Genomic DNA, 16,441 nt, shown 5'->3' with positions numbered 1-16,441 from the left:
CTTATTAACAATGAATAAAATTCCAAGTGTAAATTTAGAGGACTTTCTATCAGAAGATGAAGAACGCAAACAAAAGTTCATTAATGAAATTGGAAATGCCTATGAAAATATAGGTTTTGTAGCCTTAAAGGGTCATTTTTTAGGGGAACAATTAGTAGATGACTTATATGACGAGATTAAAAAGTTTTTTGAATTACCTGTTGATGTAAAGCAGAAGTATGAAATCCCTGGTATTGGAGGACAAAGAGGTTATGTTTCTTTTGGAAAAGAATCTGCAAAAGGAAAAAAAGAAGGCGATTTAAAGGAGTTTTGGCATTTTGGTCAGTATGTTGAAGACAACGCTGAACTTGACGCAATATATCCGAAAAATGTACTTGTAGAAGAATTAGTAAAATTTAATGAGGTAGGAAAGCAAACGTATAAAATGCTTGAAAAAACGGCAAAGTTTGTGCTAAGAGCGTTGGCTTTACATTTAAATTTAGATGAAACTTACTTTGACCAATACATTAAAAATGGAAATAGTATTCTACGTCCTATACACTACCCTCCTATTGAAAAAGAACCTAAAGGAGCAGTAAGAGCAGCAGCTCATGGAGATATTAATTTGATTACTTTATTAATGGGAGCCCATGGTAAAGGACTTCAAGTTCAAAACCATGAAGGAACGTGGATTGATGCCATTGCCCAACCCGATGAACTTATGATTAACGTTGGTGATATGTTATCTCGTCATAGTAACAACAAATTAAAATCTACTATTCATCGTGTTGTAAATCCTCCAAAAGAACTTTGGGGTACTTCAAGATATTCAATTCCATTTTTTATGCATCCGATATCAGAAATGAAATTAGATGTATTGGAAAACTGTATCAATGAAAACAATCCAAAGAAATTTGAAGATACAACCGCTGGAGAATTTTTAAACGAACGTCTAAAAGAATTAGGCCTTATTAAATAAAATGGACATACAAGATCAACTTAAAAACCTTTTTCCAGATCATCAGTTTGAGGAAAAACAAAAAGAAGAAAAGCCTGAAATATGGCTACAGGATGATCCTATTCTCTGTAAATATGAAAAGCGTAAAGGGAAACCTATTACAATAATTGATGGTTATAACGGAGCTACAAGCGACTTTAAAAAACTAGCGAAAGAAATAAAAACCAAATTAAGTGTTGGAGGTAGTTTTAAAAATGACACCATCATTATTCAAGGAGATTATAGAGATAAAATCATGGAAATTCTTAAAGAAAAAGGATTTAATGTAAAAAGAGTTGGAGGCTAAAAAAGTTAAAAATGCTAGGAAATTGTTCCTAGCATTTTTGTTTTTATAAATTTTGTTTTAATATTACAAAGTATTTACAATTGAAAACAGACAATACTAACAATAAAGTAGCGTTTTAATCATTACATTAAGAAATCACCAATTATCCCCAAAAATATGGCATCTTCAATATTACACATAACAAACGGAGACAGTACTACACAAATTTTAAGTAATTTAAACTTTGATGGAGAAATCATCACATGGCGTGAAATGCTATGTGAAGGTAAAACCACTATTGATGTAGGAAGTGAAAATTTTTGGAAAACAAGATTTGATTTTTTCAAGTCTTCTTATAAAACTACCAAAAAAACTTTTATTGATTATACTTTAAAAGAATACAGAAACCTCTGTAATCAAAAACAACAAAATGAAATTGTACTCTGGTTTGAATACGATCTTTTTTGTCAAATAAACATGGTCGCAGTTATTAGCTGGCTAAAGAGGTATAGAAAAGGAAGGAAAATTTCCCTTGTTTGCAGTGGAACTCTCAAAAATAAAACAGGGTTACATGCCCTCGGGCATTTAACGCAAGTAGAGTTATTGAATCACTACAAAAACAGAGTTGAACTTACCCTAGATGATATTGAATACGCTGATTATATTTGGCAACTATATTGCTCTGATAGTCCTTTAAGACTGGAAACAGTTCATAATTTTAGCCCAATGTCACCTTTTGTTTATTTAGAAGAAGCGATTAAAGCACATCTGCAAAGATTCCCTTCTATTAAAAATGGTTTAAATAAGCTGGAAAACCAAATTTTAGATATTGCCAATAAGCAACAATTAGAAAATCAAAATCAGCTAATTGGTGAAATTTTAAAAAACCAAGGGTTTTATGGTTTTGGTGACTTGCAATACGCTAACAAGTTGCAAACCATGAAAAAACTGTTTTCATCATTTAGTCCTGTTAAGCTTAATAGAAAGGGTAAAAAAGTGTTGGACAACCAACTTAATTTCTATGGTCAAATACGTTCAGATTTTTCGTATCTTGGCGGTTCTAAAAAATACAGTTATTTATACGTAAACGATACGGATAAGCTGCTTAAAATAACATCGTAAATGACTATACAACATTCTGAGCTCATTTTAAATTCAGACGGAAGTATTTATCACTTAAATTTAAGACCTGAGCATATTGCTACAGATATTATTTTTGTAGGTGATCAGTATAGAGTTGATAAAATAACAAACCATTTCGATCATATTGAATTCAGTACTCAGAAACGAGAATTTAAAACTACTACAGGAACTTACAAAGGAAAAAGACTTTCGGTCATATCTACGGGGATAGGTCCCGATAATATTGACATTGTGTTAAATGAACTCGACGCATTGGTTAATATTAATTTAGAAACACGCCAAATAAAAGAAAATCATACTGCCTTGAATATTGTTCGAATCGGTACATCTGGTTCTCTTCAACCAAATATTCCTGTCGACAGTTTTTTATTAAGTTCTCATGCTTTAGACTTAAATGGAATGCTACATTCGTATCAAGTAGATGCTATTAGTCATCCTGATATCGAACAAGAATTTATAAATCATACAGGTTGGAGTTCAAAAAAAGCTACTCCGTTGGTAATAAAGAATAGTTCATTACTCGAAAAAAGACTTCTTTCGAATAAAGTATATTTAGGAATCACTGCAACTGCTGGAGGTTTTTACGGACCTCAAGGAAGAGTTTTAAGACTCCCATTACAGGATGCCGAATTAAACAAAAAAATTGATAGTTTCAAATTTAAAGAACATAAAATCACTAATCTAGAAATGGAGACTTCTGCCATTTATGGATTATCGAAATTACTTGGTCATAATGCTGCTTCAATGAATGCTATTATTGCCAATAGAGCTAATGGAACTTTTAGTAAAACCCCTAAGAAAACAGTAGAAAATTTAATTATCTACACGTTAAACAAATTAGTTGAATAAATGCTAAACTTAAAAGTTGGTGGCGTACCAGAACATTTTAATTATCCTTGGTACATCACTTTAAAGAATAAAGAATACACAAAAAACAATATTAATTTACGCTGGCAAGATTTCCCTGGAGGTACTGGAGCCATGTGTAAAGCCTTAAGATCAGGTGAAATTGACATTGCCATTGTTCTTACTGAAGGAATTATTAAAGATATTATTGAAGGGAATCCTTCGAAAATAACTCAGACTTTTGTAAAAACGCCACTAATTTGGGGAATCCATGTAGGTGCAAAATCCAATTTCCAAGATATTAATGATTTAGAAAATGCTACCGTGGCCATTAGCAGATATGGCTCTGGTTCACATTTAATGGCGATCGTAAATGCCCACAATAATGGCTGGGATATTAAAAAATTAAAATTTAAGGTAGTTGGAAACCTTCAAGGAGGTATAGATTCGTTGACTAATGGTGATGCGGATTACTTTATGTGGGAGCATTTCACCACAAAACCATTAGTTGATAATGGAACTTTTCGAAGATTAGGTGACTGTCCTACTCCTTGGCCATGTTTTGTTGTAGCCGTAAGAGATGAAGTTTTAGAAAATAACTTCGATGAAGTTAAAAAAGTATTGGGTATTATTAATGATTGTACCAAAGACTTTAAAGAGACAGAAAGAATCGATGAGACACTATCAATTAGGTATGAGCAGCAATTAGAAGACATAAGAAACTGGTTATCAATCACTGAATGGAACGATGGCTTACCAATTTCTGAAGAATTAATTACGGAGATACAAAATAAAATGATATCTTTCAACGTTATTGAAAAGTCGGAAGATTCTGGTAAATTGATCAGAAATATGTATATTTGAGTCCTTAAAATATTAAAAATGAAAAAAGTAGTATTTATTGCAATTTGTATAGTTAGTTTATTAGGTTTTTCTTCTTGCGGAAGTACAAGCCCTTGTGGTTTAGCTGAAACTAAGCAAACTAAACAAAACTCTCATCAACAAGAAGTGTTAGTTGCTGATGCAACTGCCGAATAGTTGATTTCTTTATTCAAATTCAATAAATCCGCTTTTAAGGCGGATTTTTTTTGCTTTTAGTCCTATATTCACGCTATGAAAAAGACATTAAAAAAAATTGTGATTACAAGTCTATTGGTAGTCTTAACCTTTTATTTAACTGATTTATATATATTCAGAGGTTATTTTACACCGGATATCTTATACTTACTTAGTGATAAAAACATAGAAACTGGAAAAGAAATTAAAAACAAGAATTGTTCTCTATCAATTGAAAAGCAAGACAACTCCTTTCTCATAAATTTTAAAAATAGAAGTTTAAAACCTTATTTAGTTTGGACTTATAGATATAAAAAATTATTTCCCGTTAATGATTCTATATTCTTTTTACATCTGAGAAATAAAGTATCGTTTCCCTATTATAAAAATAAACATGAATATGGTCTCGATTGTGGAACTGGAGCTGGAGTATTTTCTATCAATCCTTTCGAATCCTTTCAAATAAGAAAATCATATAAAGAGTTCGTAAATTCAATTTACTGGAGTAATGTTCATCAATATAATTCAAGTTATGATACTGTCAAAGATCTAATTTATAATAAACCTTTATTATTAATTGATAGGAAACAAAAATTCAGAAATTTTAAAAGAAATGATTTAATCACAACTGATTCAACAGAAGTATCGCTATATATCCCTTTATTCAGTTTTGATCACAAAGAACTTTTTTATGTAAAATCAAATTCGATACGAATCTCTTATTTAGACATAATTGAAAACCTAACAATACACGAGAAGAAAATACATGAAGATTTTCGAGAATTTTAATTATCCTTTCTCCAATTAAAAAAGCTATTCAGCAACCTCAAAAGCTGATAAATTATAAATATCCTTCGTAATTTCTTGCTTTAAAACTTCTACATCAATAGCTCCAGCATCATCTGTTTTTATATAGTTGGGCTCAGGTAAATAACGCAATTGTAAATGAGGATGATAAATAGTTTTTCTTCCCTTTCGGAAATACGCACACATCACGGAGAAGCTACTATTAGAGCACACTAAAATATCTGCTTCTACAAAAGCTCTAAAAATTCCATGAATTTGATCGTAGTTTTTCTCTTCTCTGTTGGAGCCTATTTTAACCTCTGTATTTGGCCTCTTAGAAAATCGTTCTACTATCGCCTCGGAGTTTGCTTCTTCTGTATAAATTACAACCTTCACATTCCCTATTCCATATGCTTTTTCAATATGAATTAAGGTGTTTTCATAATAATCCATATCAAACATGTATCTAACCGCAAAGGGTGTAGAAAAATGACTTGGATATTTCTCTTTATCATAATCGTTCCCCCTATTAATATGCATGACAACTTGAACTGAAGACTTAAGGTTGGAAATTTTCAAATCATGCAAATCATTAAACTTTTGTGAAGTTTCTTTCTGAATTTCAGCAAAAATATTACGTTCAGTATTATTATTTAAAAACCAAGGAATCGTTTGAAAAGGATGAATTCTCAAGGCGTTTTCGAAAACCACCAACGTATTTTCATTTCTTGGAGGTAGTGCTTTTTCGAAATACTCTAACAATTCGTCATATTCATCAATTCCACACCAAAGCGGGCCTTCAACTCGAATAATAGCATTATACCTTAATAGACGTTCTTCTTTAGTTACTACTATGCATTGGTATCCAAGACCAAAGTAATCTAGATAACTATAAGGTGTATGTACATAATTTAAATTAAATAATTTACCAATGGTCAATCCACCTAAAGCATCTTTTAATTGATGCCCATGGTTACCTCCTGAGGTAAATTCTATTGTAAAATCCATAGTTTTATAATTGAGTTCGGAAATTTTAGTTTATTATTTTAGTGATATAGTTTGAAGAATCGAATACATTATCAATATGTTTTTCTCCATCTAAATATTCATAGCCGTGTTTTTTTTCTTTACTTATAGCGCTCATTCTGTTTACGTAATCTTTGTGTTTTTTATAAAGATACTCTCTTCCTAAATATTTATAATGCAACAATTTTAACTCAAGTAATTCATCAGTTATAGTGTTTTCATAAAAAACAGGGTAGCATTGATGCGAACCTGGACTAAAATTGATTTCCTTCACTTTTTTAGGATCAAAAATGATATTCTTATCAAACCAATTTGACCTTTTACCAAACTTAATTTGAGTAGTAATTAACGAATCATAATCTAAAGGAAAATTATCATTGATCATATTATACCCCACAATCATTGGCATTACAATATTTCTCTGTTTGGCTAGTGTTAATTTTTCCATTAAGTTTTCATCATACAAAAACTCGTCCATATCACATACTATCACATAATCGGCAACACTCCCTTTCCAGCAATTATTTCGAGTTTCTCTGAGTTTATCTTCAACAAACTCATTATCCGAATCCAAGTATCTAAATTCTACATGCTCATACTTACTCGCTAATTCAATCGAATCATCAGTGCTTTGATTATCAATAATGACAATTTTACTACAGAATTTCGAATAATAATTCAGAGTATGTCTAATCATTTTTTGTTCGTTAAAACAAAGCACATACAATTCAATGTTTATAGTATGTTTCATAGTATTAGTTTCTGAAATCAATAATTATTGGTGTTTTTGATGTTGTTGGTTTGCTATATAAATCTGTTTGAGAAACCAAGTTTATTTTCAAGGTGAAATAATCAGGATTCATATCTAAAATCCCTTTAAGTCTTTCCTCAACTTTATTTGCTATTCCTTCTTTTTCTTGCTTATTAAGCGTTGGTTTGATGATTAAAAACTTTAATTCTGTTTTTAAATTAACATCCAAAGAAAGTTGAATTTGAAATCTATCGACAATTGTTAAAAGCATATCAAAATCATCCAAGAAATAAGAAGTTGCTTCAATAGAAAAAGATTTTGATTCTCTAGATTTTAAGGTAAGAATTTGTCTACCATCCTTATAATCAAGATGTCCAATATCACCTACATAATATCTAAAAACAGGGAATCTTTTACGCAATAGATTTGTAACTACAATCATTCCATTACCTTCTTCGTCAGGGTTTTCAATTTCGATGATAACATCATCAAGCACCTCAAAAGAAGTTGAGTTTTCAGAATATAACGACCACCCCCAAATTCCTGTTTCAGCGGAACCATATAAGGAGTACATGTGGATCGTATTAAAAGCTTTTTTAATGATTTCAGCCTGAGATTTCAATAAATATTCTCCAGCAAAAAGTAAGTTATCAATCTTTAACGTTAGCTTATTATCTATAACATATTGTGCAAAAAGCGTTAATACTGACGGAGTACCTATAACGATATTTGCTTTGAATTTTGAAGCCAAAGAAAACATGTATTCAAAAGGTGTTTTTGCACCGCACGCAATGGTAGTAGCATTGCATCTTTCTAAAATATCATCTAAAATAGCCGCTGATCTATACATGCTTGTATAGCTAAATAAATTTAAGGCAATGGTTTTAGATGAAAACACACCAAATTCAACGAGCTCCTTCGCTAGTAACTCACGCTGATATAAGTTTTCTTTAATATCAACGGGAAAAATCAAAGGCTTATCAGTTGATCCTCCAGAACGAACTAAATAAACCCCTTCCCTTTCGTTTTCAATTTGAAAACGAGTTTCTAAAATATCTCTTAATACGTGTTTTTCAATAGGACCAGGAATAGTATCAGCATCAACACCTTCATAATAACTCTTAAAAAGTGAAGATTTTTTTACTATTGAAAAATGATTGCGTAATTTTTGATTTATCATTCTATCTGTTCATGGTTCTGAGAAAAAAATAATACAACTGGTTTTTGAAAAGGTGTTTGTATTTATAAATGAAAATGATTTTCTGTTTTACCGTTTTTAAGTTTTTAATACTGTAGCGTAACCAACGTTTTCCTACTACCCCCATCATCAATTTATCATATCTATTTTCACTTCCTTTGCAAGAATTTAATAATGGCGCTTCGGCAATTTCATACCAAGCACCGAATTTTTTACGAGAAGCACTTCCTGCTACTTCCCTTACTTTAATCCTATTTCCCATTAAAAGACCAATGCTATTATCCCTTTTACGTAATACCCTTTTTAATACTTTATACCAGTAATCAATACCCTCATAAAAATTCCTTTTTTCGTAAAACTGAATCGATTCCATCCATTTTCGTTTCGCAATTACATTGCTTCCCAACCCCATATAGAAATGCATGGAGCTCACTGCTTTTAAAGGTTCTTCAATTCTGTAAACATCATCAAAAATTGGTATTAGCTTTTGATTCAGTTTTCCCAAATCTGGTAGAAAAGTATTACTTGGAAATAAATGAATTCCTATGATCAAGAAGTCCATACTATAATTTATCATTAAGTCATTTGATACTTCTAATAGGTCATTAGCATACAAATCATCTCCATCTAAAAAAACAACAGTATCTCCTGTAGTTTTCTCAAAACCAACATTTCTAGCCACACTAACACCTCCATTTTCTTCTAACTCAACAATTTCAACTCTTACATTCCTTGTGAATGTATTATTACTGTAAAGAAAATCTCTTGCTATTTGCAAACTTCCATCCGTACTTTTATCATCAACAATAACAAGCTCAAAAGGTAATTTAGTTTGATCAAAGACTGACTGTAATGTTTCTTTAACAAACGGAGCTTTATTATACAAAGGAAGTACTATCGAGATATTCATGATTCTTTCGAGATTACTGTTGGTAAAATATACCCTCCGCTATGAACATTGATTATACTTTTTGAGGAAGCTCTAAAAATTCCAGGCCCGTAAGATTTGTTATCATAACATAAAAGCATTCCTACCATATTTACATTTTTGGTTTCTCCTTCACGCTCTATATTAAACACTTTCTGATCAACATATTCTTGAAGCATATATTCCTTCCATTGATTTAAAATTACTTTCTCCCAAGTTTCTGAGGAACATTCATTTTTCACGTAAATACCAATTCCTCTTCCTCCACTATTCTTTTTAAGCAAACAGTTTTTATTTAAATGGATGAATTTATTTCTCTTTTCTTCTGAATCTAAAATGTACGATGGAATTAAAAAACGTTTTAAAAAATTATAATCTTCGGTTTCTAAATAATCACCCATTATCTCATCATCAAACAAAACCGATAATACACGTTTATCATGAACGAGAATTAGTGTTCTGAAATCATTCAAACATTTTTCGGACTCGATAAGTGCTTGACGAATTTTGGGGTTAATTTGCTTGAGCTCTTCTCTATCCATTTCAACAATGAACTGGTCAGCAATTTGATCATTTACCGAAAGTTTACCATTCTTTAATGTTAATTCTTTTGGTGAAATATCTTTAACTGTAAAACCTATATTAGCCAGTTCATTAAAAAACTGATACGCCTCAGTACCTCCTTCCAAATCATGAACATAATACACTGTTTTTTTAACATTGAAATCTTTTGATATCGTTGTTAAAAATTGATTACTTTCATATACATCTATCCATTTCATATTGTTTTCAGTAGAAAGTTTGTCAAAAATTAAGCGTGTATAATAACTAAGCATCCATCCATTAATAGGATACCTACATCCTATTTCGCAAATTTTTGGCTGTCCATTCTTATCAAAAATGAAATCAGGACGATACATCCCTACTTTGTAAGGAACCGACTCAGCCTGCTTCAGAATACTCTCTAGCCCTTTATCTAATTGGTAAATATTCCGAATTCTGACATCATTAAAATAGTTACTTACTATTTTTTGAATAGCTTCATTTAACAACTGACTTAATCTATCAAGATTTTCGATTTGAAAAGGAGCAACAACCATAGGTATATTTATAAAAGTATCTTTCCCTCCGAGCGGAACCTCTCCGAAGTATCCCTCTAATTGCGGCATTAAATCCTCATAATCTATCCTGTTCTTAGATAAAGTATAACTTTTTATAATGCTCGTTTGATTTTTGATTCTTTCCATTGAAATTATTAATAATGTTTTAGGTAGGTGTTTTATATGTCAGTTCAAGCCATTTTTATATAGCAATAATGAGTTCTTAATGTATTACAAGCGCTTAGCTCTAAATACGAACCTTATTACGGTAACTATAAATGACACACTATCATTCTCAAGTAACAGTGCTAAGTAATTCAATTTTCAACCGAGAGATTCCTTCATTTCTCGTTGTCAATTTATAACAACACTCATCAGTATTATTTTTGACCCGTTTTCAAATTTCTAAAAAAATGTCAGTTACCCTAAAAAGTCAAATTATGCTTGAAAAGCTAACTCATCAGCTTTCGCTATTTGAATATCCAAAACTCCCATCACTTCAGACTTCAATTGTAAATACGTTGTAATTATCTCTTCTATATTGTAAGTAGTAACATCTATATTTTGAGCTTTTGCATAAGAATTCACTGCATCTACAGCATGGAAGAAATGATCTTTCTCCGTAGCCCCACAATGTACTTGAATCCAAGCTAGTGAAGTAGCAATTTCATCATCAGTATAGGTTCCTTCTGCTTCTAACCAAGTATTAAATTTCGGAATAATATACTCCACTTCACCATGTGTATAAATTTCATGCACAAGTGTAGTTAACAAACCAATCATAATATCCTTATCTCTTAATGAGTTTTTATCTTTCCAAGCTTTAAATGCTTTTGCTTCTTTACTTAAATATTGCTTTGATAGCCAGCTATCATCGCCCGCTATATTTGTAGCCATTGTATAGAACAATTCAGAATGTAAAACTCTACCAACAACAGCAAGGTCTTCATCTACGATTCTATTTAAACTAGCTACAGCTTTAAACAAATCATGCTCACTAACAACGGGTTTATTTTTATGAACTAACATAGTCATTCTATTACTTAAACCGGCCACTGTCATAGCACTGTTATTAGTTTGACTCCAACTCTTGAAAAATAAGTTTAAGATTTCTTTAGATTGCTTTTTTGAAGTTAAGCTTTTAAATGAATTTTCAATAGTTGTAAACTCATTAGTCTGTAAAGGAAAGTAACGTAGTAACTGAGATTTTAAATGACTCTCTTGCATTTGATCTATTACTGGAGTAATAATCGATATTAAATTCTTCATAAGTTATAGTTTTTATACGATATTAGCTTCTTTTTAAAGGCGAATTTCTATATCAAAATTGCCGTTTTTTTGAGCTTGTATAATAAAAAAGACCACGAGAGTTCAATATTCGCCCTTGAAAGCGGTAGATTAAAGAATAAAGTTAATTATTTACTCCTTCAATTCTCAAAACTGAAAGTAGTTTTAAAAATTAGTAACTGAAAAACATTTGCCCTAACTCATAAGTTCTTCTTTTATCAGAAAAAGGAAAAAACAGAATTAATAATCTTTAATTTTCACTTAAACTGAAAAAGTTTAAATGAGTTCACGAACTAGCATTATGTGATACCTTTTACCTATTGAGATTACTGGTATAAGCATCCAAAGTATCAAATTGTAAACATTCTTAAAAAAATTAAAGAAATAAAAAAGGAAAAAAAGAGCGTTTTATCCCAGTAAATTTAGCTTGTAAATGAATTGTGTTAAAAAGAAATCAAATTATTTAAATGGGAGAAATAAAACTTAAGTAGTATATGGAATTCTAATTCCTCTCCTTTAGCATTGGTACAAATCGAAAATCTCCAAGTTCATGTTTTTCGAATTCTTTTGGCGATTTTCTAATAAATAAAGTCATTACCTGCTCTCCATCACCTACTGGAATCAATAACCTACCTCCTACCTTTATTTGAGCAAGTAAAGCTTTAGGCACAAAAGGAGCCCCAGCCGTTACTATAATTTTATCGAAAGGTGCTTGCATTGGTAAACCTTTATAACCATCTCCGAAAATAAAACGTTTAGGTCTATATCCTAACTTAGGCAAAAAATTAGATGTCCTCTTAAACAATTCATGCTGACGTTCTATAGAGTATACCTCTGCTTTTAATTCTAACAAAACGGCCGTTTGATAGCCCGATCCTGTTCCTATCTCCAAAACTTTATCACCTTCCTGCACTTCTAACACTTGCGATTGAAATGCCACCGTATAAGGATGAGAAATGGTTTGATCTGCAGCAATAGGAAACGCCTTATCTTGATAAGCATGCTCTTCAAAACTGCTATCTATAAATAAATGGCGTGGAATTTTTTTAACAGCATTCAATACATTAGTATCAAATATCCCTTTTGCTTCTAGCGTTGCCGCTAATTGATTTCTTAGTCCTTGATGTTTGGTAGTGTCTCTCACGAATGTGTCAATTTCGGTGGTTCAAAAATAGGAATAAATATGTTTAAAAGTGTATCTTTGTTAGCGTTGATTTTAACAAAATCATTAACTAGATAATAACACTTTCATTACGAGGATTCAACTTCAAATTCTTTGAAAAAAGAGAATTTAGGTTTCTTCAAAATTAAAACGAAAAATAAACATGTTAAAAGCTGGAGTTTTAGGAGCGGGACATTTAGGAAAAATCCACCTGCGTTTATTACAACAATCAGAAAAGTACGAATTAGTAGGTTTTTATGATCCTTTCACAGAAAATGCTGAAAAGGTTGCAAAAGAATTCGGATACACCTTATTCAATTCGGTTGAAGAACTTATTGATTCCGTTGATGTTGTTGATATTGTAACTCCAACACTTTCTCATTTTGAATGTGCTAAACAGGCCATAGAAAAAGGGAAACACATTTTCATTGAAAAGCCTATAACCAATACATTACAGGAGGCCGAAGCTATTAAAACATTGGCTAGTCAACATCATATTCGTGGTCAAGTAGGACATGTTGAGCGTTTTAATCCAGCGTTTACTGCCGTAAAAGACATGATAGGAACTCCTATGTTTATTGAAACACATAGATTGGCTGAATTCAACCCTAGAGGAACTGATGTTCCTGTTGTTCTGGATTTAATGATTCACGATATTGATATTATCCTATCAGTCGTTAAATCAAAAGTAAAAAAAGTAAACGCTAGTGGTGTATCTGTAATTTCAGAAACTCCAGATATTGCTAATGCAAGAATCGAATTTGAAAATGGATGTGTAGCCAATTTAACGGCTAGTAGAATTTCAATGAAAAACATGCGTAAATCACGATTCTTTCAAAAAGATGCATATATCTCAGTAGACTTCTTGGAAAAAAAATCAGAAGTTGTTAAAATGAAAGACGCTCCTGAAACGCCTGGAGAGTTCGCTATGATTTTGCAAAATGCTGAAGGCATTAAAAAACAAATTTACTTTGACAATCCTAAAATTGTTCAAAACAATGCTATTCTTGACGAATTGGAATCCTTTGCCGATGCCATTCTGAATGATACCACTCCTATTGTTTCTTTAACTCAAGGAGCTGAAGCTTTAAGAGTAGCACAACAAGTAATTGATTGTTTTGACAATTAATACCAATTAAAGACAAACTAAATATTCAATATAAACAAACGAACAAACACATGAAAAACATAGCTGTAATTGGAGCAGGAACCATGGGAAATGGGATTGCTCATACTTTTGCACAATTTGGATACAATGTACATTTAATTGACATTTCTCAAGCGGCTTTAGATAGAGGTTTGGCAACCATTACCAAAAATTTGGATAGAATGATTGCCAAAGAAAGAATTACAGAAAACGATAAAAACGATACCTTAAACAACGTAACTACCTTTACAGATTTAAAAGATGGTGTTCAAAATGTAGAGTTGGTTATTGAGGCGGCTACCGAAAATGTAGATTTAAAATTAAAAATATTTAAAGATATTGATGAGCACTCTGGTGAAAATACCATTTTAGCCACCAACACGTCTTCTATTTCTATTACTCAAATTGCTGCAGCAACTAGCAGACCTGAAAAAGTAATTGGAATGCACTTTATGAATCCAGTACCTATTATGAAGTTGGTAGAAATTATAAGAGGCTATAATACTACTGATGAAGTAATGAAAACGATTGTTGATTTAACAAAGAAAATTAACAAAGTACCTGTTGAAGTAAATGACTATCCTGGTTTTGTGGCTAATCGTATTTTAATGCCAATGATCAACGAATCTATCGAGACGTTGTACAACGGAGTTGCCGGTGTTGCTGAAATTGACACCGTAATGAAATTAGGGATGGCACATCCAATGGGGCCTTTACAATTGGCTGATTTTATTGGATTAGATGTGTGTTTATCTATCTTAAATGTAATGTACGACGGATTTAAAAACCCTAAATACGCTCCATGTCCTTTATTAGTGAACATGGTAACCGCTGGAAAGTTAGGAATAAAATCTGGTGAAGGTTTTTATGACTACAGCGAAAGCAGAAAAGCAGAGAAAGTTGCTAAAATGTTTTCTTAACAATTGACTTTATGATTGCTAAAAGACTACAAGCACTAAGAAACTATATGGCATCTAACGATTTAGATGCCTTTATTATACCCTCTACTGATCCACATCAATCGGAATATGTAGCCGATCATTGGAAATTACGCACTTATTTTTCAGGCTTTACTGGCTCCGCAGGAACTTTAGTCGTAACGCAAAAAGTAGCTGCATTATGGACAGATTCTCGTTATTTTTTGCAGTTTGATGATGAATGTAAAGATTCTGAAGTTACCCTTTACAAACAATCAATTCCGCATGCTCCAGAGCATGTAGCCTGGCTATGCGATTCTTTAGATAAGGGCTCAACTATTGGAGTGGATTATAGACAATTTTCAAAATCGCAAATTGATTATATCTTCGACTTTACTTCTCCAAAAAATATAAAATTAAAGAATGAATTTCATTTTGCTAAAGAAATCTGGACGGATAGGCCGAGTTTACCAAATTTTGAAGTAGAAATTCATCCATTAGAATTTTCAGGAGAAACTACTGCATCGAAACTAGGAAAAATTCAAGCTGAAATTGAAAAGCAGAAAGCCCATTTCTATTTAATCTCTTCTTTAGATGAAATTGCTTGGTTGTTCAATATTCGCTCTCGAGATGTTGACTTTACACCATTAGTTACCGCATATGCTCTTGTAGGTACTGAACAGACTCTTTTATTTTGTAATACTAATCGTTTCTCTGAAAATGCAATTGCCGTTTTTGAAAAACTAAATATTAGTATTAAAGATTATGACTTAATCGCTGCAACACTACCCGAAACAACTTCAGGCAAAAGAATTGTAACCGATTCTTCTAGTTTAAATTATGCCTGTTTTGAAGAGGTTAATGGCGAGTTTATTTATCAAAATTCTTTGGTTAAAAGACTGAAAGCTGTTAAGAATGAAGTAGAAATTGCAGGTTCTAAAAACTGTATGATTAAAGATGGTGTTGCGTTAACAAAGTTCTTTATTTGGTTAGAAAAGGAGTTGGAAAATCAAACAATTTCTGAATATAAAACAGGGAGAAAACTCGATAGTTTTAGACAACAACAAGAATATTATACTGGTGAATCTTTTCCCGCAATTGTAGGGTACAAAGGAAATGGCGCTATCATTCATTATACCGCTCCTGAAAAAAACTCTGCTGAAGTTTCGAACGAAGGAATTTTGTTAGTTGATAGTGGTGCTCAATACAAAGATGGAACTACGGATGTTACTAGAACTATTTGGTTAGGAGGAACACCAAGTGAGAAAGTAAAAACAGCTTATACGGGTGTTTTAAAAGGATATATTGAATTAGATCAATTACAATTTCCAGAAGGAACTACAGGTGCTCAAATTGATGCATTTGCAAGAGTTCATTTATGGAAAAAAGGATTGAATTACCCTCATGGTACAGGACATGGAATTGGTAGTTTTGGAATGGTTCATGAACCTGCTCAAGGTTTTACAACTGGACCAACCACAGAGCGTGGTACTACTCCTCACTTACCAAATCAATTGACTACCATTGAACCTGGGTGTTATGTTGCCAACGAGTTTGGTATTCGAACCGAAAACATTGTATTATCGAAAGAGATACATACAACCGATTTCGGAACATTTTTAGGTTTTGAGGCATTAACGCTTTGCTATATTGATACACAATTAATCAATATTGAAGAGTTACGTAAGGAGGAAAAAAACTGGTTAAACAACTATCATCAGTTGGTATTTGACAAACTCTCTCCTTTGTTAAATGAAGATGAAAAACAATGGTTACAAAAGAAATGTAAAGCCATTTAAAAATAAAGAAAACCTAGTTGAAAAGCTAGGTTT

17 protein-coding genes are annotated in these 16,441 nt (G+C 31.8%); 10 read left to right on the top strand and 7 right to left on the bottom strand.

Annotated features, from left to right (window positions below):
* The first annotated feature begins 10 nt into the window (after positions 1-10).
* The 7 genes from BLW23_RS01390 (at position 11) to BLW23_RS01365 (ending at position 5,096) form a co-directional block, all read left to right on the top strand.
* The gene (locus tag BLW23_RS01390; RefSeq protein ID WP_093667465.1) at positions 11-958 is read left to right on the top strand and encodes an isopenicillin N synthase family dioxygenase; all 948 of its coding nucleotides are present in this window, start codon (positions 11-13) and stop codon (positions 956-958) included.
* Between the two features lies 1 nt (position 959).
* Entirely contained in the window at positions 960-1,283 is a 324-nt protein-coding gene (locus BLW23_RS01385; RefSeq protein WP_093667464.1) for a translation initiation factor, read from the top strand.
* Positions 1,284-1,439: 156 nt separating this feature from the next.
* A complete protein-coding gene (locus tag BLW23_RS01380; RefSeq protein WP_093667463.1) occupies positions 1,440-2,384 on the top strand; it encodes a DUF1835 domain-containing protein in 945 nt (314 codons plus the stop codon).
* Entirely contained in the window at positions 2,385-3,254 is an 870-nt protein-coding gene (locus BLW23_RS01375) for a nucleoside phosphorylase (RefSeq protein WP_093667462.1), read from the top strand.
* Positions 3,255-4,115: a substrate-binding domain-containing protein gene (locus BLW23_RS01370; RefSeq protein ID WP_093667461.1), complete on the top strand. Its 861-nt coding sequence runs from the start codon at positions 3,255-3,257 to the stop codon at positions 4,113-4,115. It abuts the gene before it with no gap.
* A gap of 18 nt (positions 4,116-4,133) precedes the next feature.
* Positions 4,134-4,289, top strand: a complete 156-nt coding sequence (locus tag BLW23_RS23105; protein ID WP_176829727.1) for a hypothetical protein — start codon at positions 4,134-4,136, stop codon at positions 4,287-4,289.
* Positions 4,290-4,364: 75 nt separating this feature from the next.
* A complete protein-coding gene (locus tag BLW23_RS01365) occupies positions 4,365-5,096 on the top strand; it encodes a hypothetical protein (protein WP_093667460.1) in 732 nt (243 codons plus the stop codon).
* A 24-nt stretch (positions 5,097-5,120) separates the two neighbouring features.
* Here the strand turns inward: BLW23_RS01365 and BLW23_RS01360 are convergent, their stop codons facing one another.
* From BLW23_RS01360 to BLW23_RS01330, 7 genes are all read right to left on the bottom strand, one after another.
* Positions 5,121-6,101, bottom strand: a complete 981-nt coding sequence (locus BLW23_RS01360; protein WP_093667459.1) for a hypothetical protein — start codon at positions 6,099-6,101, stop codon at positions 5,121-5,123.
* Positions 6,102-6,126: 25 nt separating this feature from the next.
* On the bottom strand, positions 6,127-6,870 hold the full coding sequence (locus BLW23_RS01355; protein WP_255362702.1) for a glycosyltransferase family 2 protein: 744 nt from the start codon (positions 6,868-6,870) through the stop codon (positions 6,127-6,129).
* 4 nt (positions 6,871-6,874) lie between these two features.
* Positions 6,875-8,050: a phenylacetate--CoA ligase family protein gene (locus BLW23_RS01350; RefSeq protein ID WP_093667458.1), complete on the bottom strand. Its 1,176-nt coding sequence runs from the start codon at positions 8,048-8,050 to the stop codon at positions 6,875-6,877.
* Position 8,051: 1 nt separating this feature from the next.
* The gene (locus tag BLW23_RS01345) at positions 8,052-8,978 is read right to left on the bottom strand and encodes a glycosyltransferase family 2 protein (protein ID WP_093667457.1); all 927 of its coding nucleotides are present in this window, start codon (positions 8,976-8,978) and stop codon (positions 8,052-8,054) included.
* The gene (locus BLW23_RS01340) at positions 8,975-10,243 is read right to left on the bottom strand and encodes a hypothetical protein (RefSeq protein ID WP_093667456.1); all 1,269 of its coding nucleotides are present in this window, start codon (positions 10,241-10,243) and stop codon (positions 8,975-8,977) included. The genes BLW23_RS01345 and BLW23_RS01340 overlap by 4 nt, the downstream gene beginning before the upstream one ends.
* Positions 10,244-10,534: 291 nt before the next feature.
* Positions 10,535-11,365, bottom strand: a complete 831-nt coding sequence (locus BLW23_RS01335) for a hypothetical protein (RefSeq protein WP_093667455.1) — start codon at positions 11,363-11,365, stop codon at positions 10,535-10,537.
* A 520-nt stretch (positions 11,366-11,885) separates the two neighbouring features.
* A complete protein-coding gene (locus tag BLW23_RS01330; RefSeq protein WP_093667454.1) occupies positions 11,886-12,527 on the bottom strand; it encodes a protein-L-isoaspartate(D-aspartate) O-methyltransferase in 642 nt (213 codons plus the stop codon).
* Between the two features lie 181 nt (positions 12,528-12,708).
* Here BLW23_RS01330 and BLW23_RS01325 point away from each other — a divergent pair, with 181 nt between their 5' ends.
* Genes BLW23_RS01325 through BLW23_RS01315 form a run of 3 tightly spaced genes read left to right on the top strand, consistent with a single transcriptional unit; the run spans position 12,709 to position 16,408 of the window.
* A complete protein-coding gene (locus BLW23_RS01325; RefSeq protein WP_093667453.1) occupies positions 12,709-13,674 on the top strand; it encodes a Gfo/Idh/MocA family protein in 966 nt (321 codons plus the stop codon).
* 23 nt (positions 13,675-13,697) lie between these two features.
* Positions 13,698-14,612 carry a 3-hydroxyacyl-CoA dehydrogenase family protein gene (locus BLW23_RS01320; RefSeq protein ID WP_410529744.1) on the top strand — a complete coding sequence of 305 codons (915 nt, stop codon included), beginning with the start codon at positions 13,698-13,700 and terminating at the stop codon, positions 14,610-14,612.
* An 11-nt stretch (positions 14,613-14,623) separates the two neighbouring features.
* A complete protein-coding gene (locus BLW23_RS01315; RefSeq protein ID WP_093667451.1) occupies positions 14,624-16,408 on the top strand; it encodes an aminopeptidase P family protein in 1,785 nt (594 codons plus the stop codon).
* Positions 16,409-16,441: the final 33 nt, after the last annotated feature.

It is taken from the genome of Tenacibaculum sp. MAR_2009_124 (assembly GCF_900105455.1).
Lineage (GTDB): Bacteria > Bacteroidota > Bacteroidia > Flavobacteriales > Flavobacteriaceae > Polaribacter.
This window is presented reverse-complemented; position numbering and strand designations above follow the sequence as displayed.

Bases quoted from the DNA above. Each gene is read 5' to 3' on its own strand.
- BLW23_RS01390 (WP_093667465.1), top strand. From the start codon at position 11: ATGAATAAAATTCCAAGTGTAAATTTAGAGGACTTTCTATCAGAAGAT.
- BLW23_RS01385 (WP_093667464.1), top strand. From the start codon at position 960: ATGGACATACAAGATCAACTTAAAAACCTTTTTCCAGATCATCAGTTT.
- BLW23_RS01380 (WP_093667463.1), top strand. From the start codon at position 1,440: ATGGCATCTTCAATATTACACATAACAAACGGAGACAGTACTACACAA.
- BLW23_RS01375 (WP_093667462.1), top strand. From the start codon at position 2,385: ATGACTATACAACATTCTGAGCTCATTTTAAATTCAGACGGAAGTATT.
- BLW23_RS01370 (WP_093667461.1), top strand. From the start codon at position 3,255: ATGCTAAACTTAAAAGTTGGTGGCGTACCAGAACATTTTAATTATCCT.
- BLW23_RS23105 (WP_176829727.1), top strand. From the start codon at position 4,134: ATGAAAAAAGTAGTATTTATTGCAATTTGTATAGTTAGTTTATTAGGT.
- BLW23_RS01365 (WP_093667460.1), top strand. From the start codon at position 4,365: ATGAAAAAGACATTAAAAAAAATTGTGATTACAAGTCTATTGGTAGTC.
- BLW23_RS01360 (WP_093667459.1), bottom strand. From the start codon at position 6,101: ATGGATTTTACAATAGAATTTACCTCAGGAGGTAACCATGGGCATCAA.
- BLW23_RS01355 (WP_255362702.1), bottom strand. From the start codon at position 6,870: ATGAAACATACTATAAACATTGAATTGTATGTGCTTTGTTTTAACGAA.
- BLW23_RS01350 (WP_093667458.1), bottom strand. From the start codon at position 8,050: ATGATAAATCAAAAATTACGCAATCATTTTTCAATAGTAAAAAAATCT.
- BLW23_RS01345 (WP_093667457.1), bottom strand. From the start codon at position 8,978: ATGAATATCTCGATAGTACTTCCTTTGTATAATAAAGCTCCGTTTGTT.
- BLW23_RS01340 (WP_093667456.1), bottom strand. From the start codon at position 10,243: ATGGAAAGAATCAAAAATCAAACGAGCATTATAAAAAGTTATACTTTA.
- BLW23_RS01335 (WP_093667455.1), bottom strand. From the start codon at position 11,365: ATGAAGAATTTAATATCGATTATTACTCCAGTAATAGATCAAATGCAA.
- BLW23_RS01325 (WP_093667453.1), top strand. From the start codon at position 12,709: ATGTTAAAAGCTGGAGTTTTAGGAGCGGGACATTTAGGAAAAATCCAC.
- BLW23_RS01315 (WP_093667451.1), top strand. From the start codon at position 14,624: ATGATTGCTAAAAGACTACAAGCACTAAGAAACTATATGGCATCTAAC.